We start from the raw sequence: 13,151 nt of genomic DNA on the forward strand, positions 1-13,151 counted from the left end.
GTCGCACCGCATCCACCGCTCTGCGCGGTGTCCGCATGGTGGAATGTGCCTTCCGCTTCCCGAGAAGCCAGCCATCATGTAACCTGCACGAAATTTCGCGGAGGGCCAGTGTCGTCCCTCGGTATCTGTATATGCCACGACGACGACGGGAGTGCCGATGCGTACCCACGCCTGGTCGCCCATGGACGGTCGCCCCGCCCAGCAGGGGTTGTACGACCCCCGCAACGAGCACGACGCATGCGGCGTCGGCTTTGTCGCCACCCTCACCGGTGTGGCCTCCCATGAGCTGGTCGAGCAGGCGCTGACGGTACTGCGCAACCTCGAACACCGCGGTGCCACCGGCTCCGAGCCCGACTCCGGCGACGGCGCCGGAATCCTGCTCCAGGTGCCGGACGCCTTCCTGCGCGAGGTCGTGGACTTCGCCCTTCCGGCGGCCGGGGCGTACGCGGTGGGCACTGCCTTCCTGCCCGCCGACGAGACGCTCGCCGCCGACGCCGTCTCGCAGATCGAGACGATCGCGGGCGAGGAGGGCCTCACCGTCCTCGGCTGGCGCGCGGTCCCGGTCAGCCCGGACCTGCTCGGCAACGGCGCACGCGCCACGATGCCGACCTTCCGGCAGCTCTTCGTCGCGGACGGCGGGAGCGAGGGCATCGTCCTCGACCGCAAGGCGTTCCTCCTGCGCAAGCGCGCCGAGCGCGAGGCCGGTGTCTACTTCCCGTCGCTCTCCGCGCGCACCCTCGTCTACAAGGGCATGCTCACCACCGGGCAGCTCGAACCGTTCTTCCCGGACCTCTCCGACCGCCGCTGCGCCACGGCCGTGGCGCTCGTGCACTCCCGGTTCTCCACCAACACCTTCCCGTCCTGGCCGCTGGCCCACCCGTACCGCTTCGTCGCGCACAACGGCGAGATCAACACGGTCAAGGGCAACCGGAACTGGATGAAGGCCCGCGAGTCCCAGCTCGCCTCCGACCTCTTCGGCCCCGAGAAGCTGGACCGGATCTTCCCCGTCTGCACGCCGGACGCCTCCGACTCGGCGTCCTTCGACGAGGTGCTGGAGCTGCTGCACCTGGGCGGGCGCTCGCTGCCGCACTCGGTGCTGATGATGGTCCCCGAGGCGTGGGAGAACCACGACTCCATGGACCCGGCCCGCCGCGCGTTCTACCAGTACCACGCCACGATGATGGAGCCCTGGGACGGCCCGGCCTGCGTCACCTTCACCGACGGCACCCAGGTCGGCGCGGTCCTCGACCGCAACGGCCTGCGCCCGGGGCGTTACTGGGTCACCGACGACGGCCTCGTGGTCCTCTCCTCCGAGGTCGGCGTCCTGGACATCGACCCCGCGAAGGTCGTCCGCAAGGGCCGCCTCCAGCCGGGGAAGATGTTCCTGGTCGACACCGCCGAGCGCCGGATCGTCGAGGACGACGAGATCAAGGCCGGACTCGCCGCCGAGCACCCGTACGAGCAGTGGCTCGAAACCGGGGAGATCGAGCTCGAAGACCTCCCCGAGCGCGAGCACATCGTGCACACCCACGCCTCGGTGACGCGCCGTCAGCAGACCTTCGGCTACACCGAGGAGGAGCTGCGGGTCATCCTCGCCCCCATGGCCCGCACGGGCGGCGAACCGCTCGGCTCCATGGGCACGGACTCCCCGATCGCGGCCCTGTCCGAGCGCCCCCGGCTGCTCTTCGACTACTTCACCCAGCTCTTCGCCCAGGTCACCAACCCGCCGCTGGACGCGATCAGGGAGGAGCTCGTCACCTCGCTGCGCTCCTCGCTGGGCCCGCAGGGCAACCTCCTGGAGCCGAGCGCCGCCTCGTGCCGTTCCGTCACCCTGCCCTTCCCGGTGATCGACAACGACGAGCTGGCCAAGCTCATCCACATCAACGCCGACGGCGACATGCCGGGCATGAAGGCCGCGACGCTCTCCGGCCTCTACCGGGTGAGCGGCGGCGGCGACGCCCTCGCGGCCCGCATCGAGGAGATCTGCACCGAGGTCGACGCCGCCATCGAGGCGGGCGCGCGCCTGATCGTGCTCTCCGACCGGCACTCCGACGCCGAGCACGCGCCGATGCCCTCGCTGCTGCTCACCTCCGCCGTCCACCACCACCTCATCGCGACCAAGCAGCGCACCCAGGTGGGCCTGCTGGTCGAGGCCGGCGACGTCCGCGAGGTGCACCACGTCGCGCTGCTCATCGGTTACGGAGCGGCCGCCGTCAACCCGTACCTCGCGATGGAGTCCGTCGAGGACCTGGTCCGCGCGGGCACCTTTATCGAGACGGACGACCCCGAGCAGGCCATCCGCAACCTCATCCACGCCCTCGGCAAGGGCGTCCTGAAGGTCATGTCCAAGATGGGCATCTCCACCGTCGCCTCCTACCGGGGCGCGCAGGTCTTCGAGGCCGTCGGCCTGGACGAGGGCTTCGTCGCGCGGTACTTCAACGGCACCCCCACCAAGATCGGCGGCGCGGACCTGGACGTGATCGCCCAGGAGGTCGCCGCCCGGCACGCCAAGGCGTACCCGGCCTCCGGCATCGCCGCCTCGCACCGCCGCCTGGAGATCGGCGGCGAGTACCAGTGGCGCCGCGAGGGCGAGCCGCACCTGTTCGACCCGGAGACGGTCTTCCGCCTCCAGCACGCCACCCGCAACCGGCGCTACGACATCTTCAAGCAGTACACGGACCGGGTGAACGAGCAGTCCGAGCGGCTGATGACGCTGCGCGGCCTCTTCGGCTTCGCCGGCGACCGCCCCTCGATCCCGCTGGACGAGGTCGAGCCCGCCTCCGAGATCGTCAAGCGCTTCTCCACGGGCGCCATGTCGTACGGCTCCATCTCGCAGGAGGCGCACGAGACCCTCGCCGTCGCCATGAACCAGCTCGGCGGCAAGTCCAACACCGGTGAGGGCGGCGAGGACCCGGAGCGCCTGTACGACCCGGCGCGTCGCTCCGCCATCAAGCAGGTCGCCTCCGGCCGCTTCGGCGTGACCAGCGAGTACCTGGTCAACGCGGACGACATCCAGATCAAGATGGCGCAGGGCGCCAAGCCCGGCGAGGGCGGCCAGCTCCCGGGCCACAAGGTCTACCCGTGGGTCGCGAAGACCCGGCACTCCACGCCGGGCGTGGGCCTGATCTCGCCGCCGCCGCACCACGACATCTACTCCATCGAGGACCTCGCCCAGCTCATCCACGACCTGAAGAACGCCAACCCGGCCGCCCGCATCCACGTGAAGCTGGTCTCCGAGGTCGGCGTCGGCACGGTCGCGGCGGGCGTCTCCAAGGCGCACGCGGACGTCGTCCTGATCTCCGGGCACGACGGCGGCACCGGCGCCTCCCCGCTGACCTCCCTGAAGCACGCGGGCGGCCCCTGGGAGCTGGGCCTCGCCGAGACCCAGCAGACGCTGCTGCTCAACGGGCTGCGCGACCGCATCGTCGTGCAGACCGACGGCCAGCTCAAGACCGGCCGCGACGTCGTCATCGCCGCGCTGCTGGGCGCCGAGGAGTTCGGTTTCGCGACCGCGCCGCTCGTCGTCTCCGGCTGCGTCATGATGCGCGTCTGCCACCTGGACACCTGTCCGGTCGGCATCGCCACCCAGAACCCGGTGCTGCGCGAGCGCTTCTCCGGCAAGGCCGAGTACATCGTCAACTTCTTCCAGTACATCGCGGAGGAGGTCCGCGAGCTGCTGGCCGAGCTGGGCTTCCGCACCCTCGAAGAGGCCGTCGGCCACGCCGAACTGCTGGACACCTCGCGGGCGGTACGGCACTGGAAGGCGCAGGGCCTGGACCTCGCGCCCCTGTTCCACGTGCCCGCGCTGCCCGAGGGCGCGGTCCGCCACCAGGTCACCGTCCAGGACCACGCCCTGGAGAAGGCCCTCGACAACCAGCTCATCAAGCTGGCCGCCGACGCCCTGGGCGCCGACACCGCCGAGGCCGCCCAGCCGGTCCGCGCGCAGATCGCCATCCGCAACATCAACCGCACCGTCGGCACGATGCTGGGCCACGAGGTGACGAAGAAGTTCGGCGGGGCGGGCCTGCCCGACGACACCATCGACATCACCTTCACCGGCTCCGCAGGCCAGTCCTTCGGCGCCTTCGTCCCCAGCGGCATCACCCTGCGCCTGGAGGGCGACGCCAACGACTACGTCGGCAAGGGCCTGTCCGGCGGCCGGATCGTCGTCCGCCCGGACCGGGGCGCCGACCACCTCGCCGAGTACTCCACCATCGCCGGCAACACCATCGGCTACGGCGCGACCGGCGGCGAGCTGTTCCTGCGCGGCCGCACCGGCGAACGCTTCTGCGTGCGCAACTCCGGCGCCACCGTCGTCTCGGAGGGCGTGGGCGACCACGGCTGCGAGTACATGACCGGCGGCCACGCGGTCGTCCTCGGCGAGACCGGACGCAACTTCGCGGCCGGCATGTCCGGCGGCGTCGCGTACGTCATCGACCTCGACCGGGACAACGTCAACGCGGGCAACCTGGGCGCGATCGAGCCCCTGTCCACCTCCGACCAGCAGTGGCTGCACGACGTGGTGCGCCGCCACCAGGAGGAGACCGGCTCGACCGTCGCCGCGAAGCTGCTGGCCGACTGGCCCGCCGCCGCGGCCCGCTTCAGCAAGATCATTCCTTCCACGTACAAGGCCGTGCTCGCCGCCAAGGACGCCGCTGAGCAGGCCGGTCTCTCCGAGCAGGAGACCACCGAGAAGATGATGGAGGCGGCGACCAATGGCTGACCCCAAGGGCTTTCTGACCACCGGGCGCGAAGTCGCCAGGACCCGCCCCGTCGAGGACCGGGTGAAGGACTGGAACGAGGTCTACGTTCCCAAGTCCCTCCTGCCGATCATCAGCAAGCAGGCCGGCCGCTGCATGGACTGCGGCATCCCGTTCTGCCACAACGGCTGCCCGCTCGGGAACCTCATCCCCGAGTGGAACGACTACGCCTACCGCGAGGACTGGAGCGCCGCCTCCGAGCGCCTGCACGCCACGAACAACTTCCCCGAGTTCACCGGCCGCCTGTGCCCGGCGCCCTGCGAGTCGGCGTGCGTGCTCGGCATCAACCAGCCCGCCGTCACCATCAAGAACGTCGAAGTCACCATCATCGACAAGGCCTGGGACAGCGGCGACGTCACCCCGCAGCCCCCGGAGCGACTGTCCGGCAAGACGGTCGCCGTCATCGGCTCGGGCCCCGCCGGACTGGCCGCCGCCCAGCAGCTCACCCGGGCCGGCCACACGGTCGCCGTGTACGAGCGCGCCGACCGCATCGGCGGTCTGCTGCGCTACGGCATCCCCGAGTTCAAGATGGAGAAGTCGCACATCAACCGCCGCATCGAGCAGATGCGGGCGGAGGGCACCAAGTTCCGCACCGAGGTCGAGATCGGCCGCGACATCGACGCGGCGAAGCTGCGCCGCCGCTACGACGCGGTCGTCGTCGCGGCCGGCGCGACGGTCTCCCGCGACCTGCCGGTCCCGGGCCGCGACCTCAAGGGCATCCACTTCGCCATGGAGTACCTCCCCCTCGCCAACAAGGTGCAGGAGGGCGACCTGACGGTGGCCCCGATCACCGCCGAGGGCAAGCACGTCGTGGTCATCGGCGGCGGCGACACGGGCGCGGACTGCGTGGGCACCGCCCACCGCCAGGGCGCGGCCTCCGTCACCCAGCTCGAAATCATGCCGAAGCCGGGCGAGGAGCGCGGCGCCCACCAGCCCTGGCCGACCTTCCCCATGCTCTACAAGGTCACCTCCGCGCACGAGGAGGGCGGCGAGCGGGTCTACTCCGTCTCCACCACCCACTTCGAGGGCGACGAGAACGGCAACGTCCAGTCCCTGCACCTGATCGAGGTCGAGTTCAAGGACGGCAAGCTGGAGCAGAAGGCGGGCACCGAGCGCGTCATCCCCGCCCAACTGGTCACCCTCGCCATGGGCTTCACCGGCACCGACCAGTCCAACGGCCTGGTCGAGCAGTTCGGCCTCGCCCTGGACGAGCGGGGCAACATCGCCCGCGACGCCGACTACGCCACCAACGTCGACGGCGTCTTCGTCGCCGGCGACGCGGGCCGCGGCCAGTCGCTCATCGTCTGGGCCATCGCCGAGGGCCGCTCGGCCGCCCGCGGCGTGGACCGCTACCTGACGGGCGTCAGCGCCCTCCCGGCCCCGGTGCGGCCGACCGACCGGGCGCTCACCGTCTGACCCCGGGCCACCGTGCGCCACCGGCTGGTCCTGGCGTACGGTGTCCTGAGCACCTACCCCACATTCGTCCCGCCCAGCGTCGTGCGGAACTGAACGCGGCGCCCTCCCCGACTCGTCCCCGACCGGACACCTGGGGCGGGCGCCGCGGCGCTTTTCGCGGCCCGTGGGTCAGGTCGTGGCCGCCAGTGCCAGGGTCGAGGCCAGTGTCGCCGTCACCGCCAGCACGCAGCCCGTGCCGAGGAAGCGCCCGAGTGCGATCCGTGTTCCGTGCCACCGGCAGCGTTCGAACCACAGGAGGGTGGCGAGGGACGCCCACGGGGTGATGACCGGGCCGACGTTGACGCCGACCAGCAGGGCGAGGAGCTGGTGGGGGTTGCCGGACGGGACGGCGGCTTCCCCGGCGACGTACGCGGGGAGGTTGTTGAGGACGTTCGAGACGCCCGCGCCGACGCCCGCCGAGCGCAGCATGCCGAGCAGGCCGTCGTCCGTGCCGAGTGCGGCGGACAGCAGGGTGTGCAGGCCGTGGGAGTTGACGGTCTCCACGACCAGGAACATGCCGGGGACCAGGATCAGGAGCCGGTAGGGGATGAGCGACCACTTCAGCTCGGCGCGCGCGCGGACCGCGAAGACCGCGACGACGACCAGGGCGGCCGCCCCCGACGCCATCCACAACTCCACGTCCGCCACCAGGATGGCCAGCAGGAAGCCCGCGCACGCCGCCGCGCACACCCGGAACAGGACCGGATCGGCCGGTACCGGCGTCGTCGGCGGCTCGTAGCGGTCCGCGCCCCGCCTGCCGCGCCGCCAGTAGAAGCCCCACAAGCACGCCGTGGTCACCGCGATGGACGCCAGCTGCGCGGCCCACAGGGTCGCGGCCAGGCCCGAGGGGGAGAGCGCGATGCGCTCGGCGGCCAGCAGGTTGGTGAGGTTGGAGGCCGGGAGGAGGAGGCTCGCGGTGTTCGCGAGCCATACGGTCGTCATCGCCATGGGCAGCGCGGCGATGCCCACCCGGGTGGCGAGCGCCAGCATGACGGGCGTGAGGAGGACCGCCGTCGTGTCCAGGTTCAGGGCGATCGTGGTGACCGAGGCGAAGGCCACGCACAGGCCGAAGAGCGCCGGGTAGTTGCCGCGTGCCGTGCGTGCCACCCAGGAGGCGATCACGTCGAAGACGCCCGCCCTGCCGGTCAGCTCGCCCAGCACGATGACGGTGGCCAAGAAGGGGAGCAGGGGGCCGATGCGCTCCATGACGTCGCCCGCGGGGCCCGCCGGCAGCAGCCCCGTCGCCACGGCGAGCAGCCCGAGCGCGAGCAGCCCGAGGGCCACCCAGTCCAGAGGATGAAGACGTCGGATGAGGTGCACCGGGACAAGGTTACGGGCCGGCCGCGGGCCCGCGACGTCCACCGGATCGAGGTGGCCGGACGTGCCGGGGCGCACCCGATCGGCGTGACGGCGGAGCCCGGCAGGCGCGCGGCCGTCGGGCCCAGCCGGTCACCGGGCTCCGTCGTGCGGGCCGACGACCCCGACCGCGTCGGCCGGGCGAACGCGCGGCCGTCGGGCTCCGCCGCTCGTCGCACCGGTCCGCCGCCACCGCCGGCACGGTCAGCCGGCCGTGGCGCCGCCGTCCACCGTGAACTCCGTGCCCGTCACGTACGAGGAGGCGTCCGACACCAGGAACCGCACCAGCTCCCCGACCTCCTCCGGGCGGCCCGTCCGGCCCAGCGGCAGGTGCGACCAGTCCTTGCCGGAGGTGGCCGCGATCATCGGGGTGTCGATCGCGCCCGGGTGCACCGAGTTGACCCGGATGCCGTACGCCGCCAGGTCCAGCGCGGAGGAACGCGTCAGCCCGCGCAGGCCGAACTTCGTCGAGCCGTACGCCGCGTGGCCCCGGATGCCCACCAGCCCCGCCGTCGAGGAGATGTTGACGATCGACCCGCCCCCGGCCTCCTTGAGCGCGGGCACCACCGCCTGGATGCCGAGGAAGGGGCCCAGGAGATTGACCCGCAGCAGCGCCTCGAAGTTCTCCCGGGTCTCCGTCTCCACGGACGCGGTGCGCCACAGCGCGGCGTTGTTCACCAGCGCGTCGATCCGGCCGAAGGCGTCCAGCGCGGCCCGGGTCACCTCCGCCCAGCTCGCCGCTTCCGACACGTCGTGCCGTACGAAGAGACCCCGCCCGGCGAGGGACCGCACGACCTCCCGGCCCTCGTCCGCACGGATGTCGGTGACCACCACGCGCGCCCCGGACCCGGCGAACAGCCGGGCCTCCGCCGCGCCCTGGCCGCGGCCCGCGCCGGTGACGACGACGACCTTGCCCTCCAGGCTGATGCCGCCGCTCACGCGCTCTCCGCCTTCCTGAAGTGGGGAATGACCGTCTCGCCCCAGTGGCGGATGGTCTCCATGCAGGCCTCCTGCGGCACCGTGCCCATCTGGATCAGGCACATCACCTCGTCCACGCCGATCGCGCGGAGCCGCTCCACGTACGCGATCGCGGTCCGCGGGTCGCCGTACGCGTGCTCGGTGTTGAAGGTGCCGGTGTCGACCGGGCGGGCCGGGACGTCCGCCTCGTGCAGTCTGGCGACGAGCTCGTCGCGGCTCCTGGCCAGGGCGGCGACGTGGTCCTCGTCCTCGAACCGGCCGGTGGGGGCGGGACCGTTGCCGTACCAGTGCGCGATGGACTCGGCGAAGAAGCGCTGGCCGCGGGTGCCCAGGCGCAGGGCGCGCTCCGCGTCGTCCAGCACGATCGTGGGGCAGAGCGCGGAGAAGTGGTCGTTGACCTCGCTGGAGACGAAGCGCTCGCCGGTGCGGGCCGCGATGGCCTCGTCGTACGCCGTGCGCATCGCGCGCACGTCGTCGGCGCCCGCGAAGCCCATCACCAGGGCCCCGACGCCGAGTTCGGCGGCCAGCCGGAGGGAGTCGTGCCGGGAGCAGGCCAGGAACAGGGGCGGATGCGGGCCCTGGACGGGGCGCGGGAGGACCGCGCCGGGGCCGATGTCCAGGGTGCCGTGCCACTCCAGCTCGTCCTTGCGCCACGCCGCCGAGACGATCCGCAGGGCCTCCTCCACCTGCGGATGCGTGTCCTCGGGCCGCACCCCGAACATCCGCATCTCCTGCCGGGTGGCCCCGCGCCCCGCTCCGATGTCCACCCGCCCGCCGGAGAGCACGTCCAGCATCGCGGCCCGCTCCGCGACGCGCACCGGGTGCTGGTAGCCGAAGGGCATCGTGACGACGCCGTGGCCGATCCGGATCCGCTCGGTCCGGGCGGCGACCCAGGTCAGGAAGATCTCCGAGGCGCTCATGTGCGCGTACTGGGTGAGGGAGTGGTGCTCCACGGCCCAGACGCGGTCGAAGCCCATCTCCTCGGCGAACACGGCCTGTTCGACGCAGTCGTGGATGACCTGGCGTTCGCGCTCGGGAGTCGGATCGGCGAGCTGCGCCTCGAAGATCATCGAGAACTTCATGCGGGGTCCTCTCCTTGTTATGCCTAAGAGAAATACTTCTAGCAGTCATACCGGAGCGGGGGAAGGGCTGTGCCCGGGTCCGCCCGTAGACTGCCGAACGTGGCGAAGAAGGAAGCAGCAGCGGGCGCGGCGGACACGGGCGGGCACGGCGGCGGTGCGGGCGACGGGGAGCTTCCCGCGCTGCCCGCGACCAGTTGGGCGGTGCTCGGACTGCTCTCCTTCGGTGAGGAGCTGTCCGGGTACGACCTGAAGAAGTGGTCGGACTGGTCGCTCCGCTTCTTCTACTGGAGCCCCTCCTTCAGCCAGATCTACAGCGAGCTGAAGCGGCTGGAGAAGGCCGGTTACGCGACCTCGCGGCTGGTCGCGCAGGAGACCGGCTCCCGCGACAAACGGGTCTACCGGATCACCGGCGAAGGGCTGGCCGCGGTCCGCCGGTGGGCCCGCGAGGCCCCCGTGGACCCGCCGGTCCTCAAGCACGGCCCCATGCTGCGCCTGTGGCTGGGCCACCTGCTGGAGCCCGACCAGATGCGCGACATCCTCGCCCGGCACCGGGAGTTCGCGGAGAAGATGCGCCGCCGCGCGCTCGCGGACGTGGAGGGCGCGAAGGGCGAGGCGGCCTGGGCCTACCCGACCCTGACCCTGAAGTGGGCCGAACGCCACTACGCCGCGGAACGCGACCTGGCGGACGCGATGCTCGCCGACATCGAGGAACTGGAGCGCGGCACCGGCGGCTGAGCCCGGCGCCGGGGGCGCGGGAAACGGCGCGGCCGGCCACCACGGCGCCGCACGGCCGCGACGACCGGTCCCGCCCTCGCGGGCCCCGCCCCGCCCGGGCCCGTCCGGCCCCTGCCCGGACCCGTCCGCCCCCCCCGTCCAGCCCCCCGCCCCGCCTCACCGCCGCACCCGGCCGTACCCCCGCCGGAAGAAGACCAGCGGTTCGCCCTCCCGGCGCACGTCCAGTCCCGTGACCCGCCCCAGCGCGATCGCGTGGTCGCCCCCGTCCAGCACCGCCTCCAGCGCGCACTCGACCGTCGCCAGCGCCCCCGCGACCAGCGGCGCCCCCGACGCCCCCGGCGTCCAGTCGACCCCCGCGAACCTGTCCGCGCCCGGCATCGCGAAGCGCCGGCACACCTCCTGCTGGTCGTGGCCCAGGATGTTCACCGCGAAGCGCCCGGCCGCCCTGATCCTCGGCCAGGTCGTGGACGTGCGCGCCGGGCAGAAGCAGATCAGCGGCGGGTCGAGCGAGACCGAGGAGAACGACTGCACGGCCATGCCCACCGGGCTGCCGTCCGGCTCCAGCGCGGTGATCAGGACGACCCCGGTGCAGAAGGAGCTCATCGCGGTGCGCATGTCGACGCCCCCCGCGGGCCGGTGCGGGGGCGCGGGGGAGCCGGGATCGGCGGGAGCGAGGGCCGTGGTCATGGGAGGAGTCCTCTCGTGGGGTGCGGGTCCGCGGAGTGTTCCGAGTTTGTTCCTACTAGATATATGCCTAACAGAAACACCTGTGATTGGATACCCGCCATGTCCCCCCGTCAAGCGGTCGCGCGGAACGGATCGCGGCGGCCCGGACGCCGGTCCGGCCGCGGAATCCGGGCGGATCCGTGGTGCCGGGAGGCTGGCCGCCCACGGCGGACGTGGGCATCCTTGGTCCCCCCGCAGACCTGCCCGTCACCGACCGGAACCCAGGAGTAGGGAGCCCCACCCGCATGAACGCGCGCACCCCCGCCACCCGCCCCGCAGGCACCCTGAACCCCACCGAGGAGCAGGAGGAGCTGAGGGCGGCCGTACGGTCCGTCCTCGCCCGGCACGAGGGCCCCGCGGCCTGGCGGCCCCTGGTCCGCGACATCGGCGTCGCCGCCCTCGCGACGCCCGAGGAGTACGGCGGCCTCGGCTGCCCGGGGCGCATGGAGGTGCACGTCGTCATGGAGGAGCTGGGCCGCGCCCTGAGCCCCGTCCCCTACCTCGGCTCCGCCGTCCTCGCGGCCGAGGCCCTGATCGCCTCCGGCAACGACGACGTGTGCGCCCGGCTGCTGCCGCCCCTCGCCGACGGCGCGTCCGTCGCCGCGCTCGCCTGGGCGGAGGCCGGGGCGGAACAGCCGCGCGGCACCTGGGAGGCCGCCGGCCTGACGACGTACGCCGAGGAGAGCACGACCAGCGGCGACTGGCTGCTCACGGGCACCAAGGAGTACGTCCCGGCCGCCGACGCCCCCGACGTGCTGCTGGCCCTCGCGCGCACCCCGGCGGGCCTCGCCCTCTTCGAAGTCCCGGACCCGGCGGGCTGCTTCGTCCCCCTCCCCGCCATGGACCGCACCCGCCCGCTCGCCCGGATCGTCCTGGACGCCGCCCCGGCCCGCCTGGTCAGCACGGACGGCGCCCGCGTCCTCGCCCGGGTCCGGGACCTGGCGATCACCGCGCTCGCCGCCGAGCAGGTCGGGGCCGCCGGCCGGGCGCTGGAGATCACCGTCCGGTACGCCAAGGAACGCGTCCAGTTCGGCCGCCCCATCGGCTCCTTCCAGGCCGTCAAGCACCGCATCGCCGACGCGCACGTCCTCCTGGAGGCCGCCCGCTCCCTGGCGCTCGCCGCCGCGGGCTCGGGGGCCGCCCCCGGCCCCGCCGCGGCCGCGAAGGCCGCGTGCTCGGAGGCGTACCAGCAGATCGCCGGGGAGATGATCCAGCTCCACGGCGGCATCGGCATCACCTGGGAACACCCCGCCCACGACTTCTTCAAGCGCGCCCACGGCACGGCCCACTTCCTCGGCTCCCCGGACACCCACCGCCGCCGCCTGGCGAAGCTGCTGGGTTTCACCCCCGGGCCGCGGGCGGAGGCGCTCGCCTGAGGCGCGGGCCGGGCACGTAACCTCGGGCGGATGAAGTTCTCGCGCGCGGCGGACCGCACCCCCGTCCCCTGGAAGAACGGCGGCGGCGTCACCCGCGAGATCGCCGCGTGGCCGCCGGGAGCCACCGGGGACTTCGGGTGGCGGGTCAGCCTCGCTGAGGTGGCGGCGGACGGCCCGTTCTCCGCCTTCCCCGGCGTGGAACGGGTCCTGACCATGGTCGAGGGCGAGGGCATGGACCTCGCGCTGGAGGGGATCGGACCGCGCCGGGTGGACGCCCGCTTCGTCCCGGTGCGCTTTCCGGGCGACGTGCCCACCGGCTGCCGGCTGCTCGGCGGGCCGGTCGTGAACCTCAACGTCATGCACCGCAGGGGGCCCGCGTACGGGGCGGAGGTCGAGGTCGTGCAGGGCGATGTGACGATCGGCCCCCCGCTGTCCGGCGGCACGGTCATCGCGCTGCCGCTCGGCCCCGGGGCCGTGCTGCCGCGCCGGGCGAGCACCCCCCTGGAGCCGTACGACGCCCTGCTGTTCACCCACTCGGACCCCGGTCCGTGCGACCCCCGGGACCGGCTCCGGACGACCGGCCGCACGGCGGTCATCACGCTGCGCCACCCCTGAGGGCGCCCATGACGAAAGTGCCCGCGCCCCCGGACGGAAGGGGGAGCGGGCACTTTCGGGTACGTACT

Annotated in this window: 9 protein-coding genes; 5 read left to right on the forward strand and 4 right to left on the reverse strand. The window is 72.8% G+C overall.

The window, feature by feature from the left end; all coding sequences use genetic code 11:
- Positions 1–157: 157 nt before the first annotated feature.
- On the forward strand, positions 158–4,723 hold the full coding sequence (gltB, locus tag ACIP93_RS11675; protein ID WP_401757623.1) for a glutamate synthase large subunit: 4,566 nt from the start codon (positions 158–160) through the stop codon (positions 4,721–4,723).
- Entirely contained in the window at positions 4,716–6,176 is a 1,461-nt protein-coding gene (locus ACIP93_RS11680) for a glutamate synthase subunit beta (RefSeq protein WP_345223895.1), read from the forward strand. The genes gltB and ACIP93_RS11680 overlap by 8 nt, the downstream gene beginning before the upstream one ends.
- Before the next feature lie 168 nt (positions 6,177–6,344).
- Here the strand turns inward: ACIP93_RS11680 and ACIP93_RS11685 are convergent, their stop codons facing one another.
- The 3 genes from ACIP93_RS11685 to ACIP93_RS11695 form a co-directional block, all read right to left on the reverse strand.
- Complete coding sequence (locus ACIP93_RS11685) at positions 6,345–7,535, reverse strand: SLC13 family permease (protein WP_401757626.1); 1,191 nt, start codon at positions 7,533–7,535, stop codon at positions 6,345–6,347.
- 240 nt (positions 7,536–7,775) lie between these two features.
- Complete coding sequence (locus tag ACIP93_RS11690; RefSeq protein WP_401757628.1) at positions 7,776–8,510, reverse strand: SDR family NAD(P)-dependent oxidoreductase; 735 nt, start codon at positions 8,508–8,510, stop codon at positions 7,776–7,778.
- Positions 8,507–9,631 carry an LLM class flavin-dependent oxidoreductase gene (locus ACIP93_RS11695; RefSeq protein WP_401757630.1) on the reverse strand — a complete coding sequence of 375 codons (1,125 nt, stop codon included), beginning with the start codon at positions 9,629–9,631 and terminating at the stop codon, positions 8,507–8,509. Before ACIP93_RS11695 ends, ACIP93_RS11690 begins: the two co-directional genes overlap by 4 nt.
- A gap of 180 nt (positions 9,632–9,811) precedes the next feature.
- Between ACIP93_RS11695 and ACIP93_RS11700 the strand changes: the two genes are divergently transcribed.
- A complete protein-coding gene (locus tag ACIP93_RS11700; RefSeq protein WP_401757949.1) occupies positions 9,812–10,366 on the forward strand; it encodes a helix-turn-helix transcriptional regulator in 555 nt (184 codons plus the stop codon).
- A 156-nt stretch (positions 10,367–10,522) separates the two neighbouring features.
- On the opposite strand, the gene ACIP93_RS11705 is transcribed toward ACIP93_RS11700, so the two are convergent.
- Positions 10,523–11,053, reverse strand: a complete 531-nt coding sequence (locus ACIP93_RS11705) for a flavin reductase family protein (RefSeq protein WP_401757632.1) — start codon at positions 11,051–11,053, stop codon at positions 10,523–10,525.
- A gap of 284 nt (positions 11,054–11,337) precedes the next feature.
- Here ACIP93_RS11705 and ACIP93_RS11710 point away from each other — a divergent pair, with 284 nt between their 5' ends.
- Positions 11,338–12,468, forward strand: a complete 1,131-nt coding sequence (locus ACIP93_RS11710) for an acyl-CoA dehydrogenase family protein (RefSeq protein WP_401757634.1) — start codon at positions 11,338–11,340, stop codon at positions 12,466–12,468.
- A 30-nt stretch (positions 12,469–12,498) separates the two neighbouring features.
- On the forward strand, positions 12,499–13,083 hold the full coding sequence (locus tag ACIP93_RS11715) for a HutD family protein (RefSeq protein ID WP_401757636.1): 585 nt from the start codon (positions 12,499–12,501) through the stop codon (positions 13,081–13,083).
- The last annotated feature ends 68 nt before the right edge of the window (positions 13,084–13,151 follow it).

The organism is Streptomyces sp. NPDC088745 (assembly GCF_044751045.1).
GTDB lineage: Bacteria > Actinomycetota > Actinomycetes > Streptomycetales > Streptomycetaceae > Streptomyces > Streptomyces cremeus.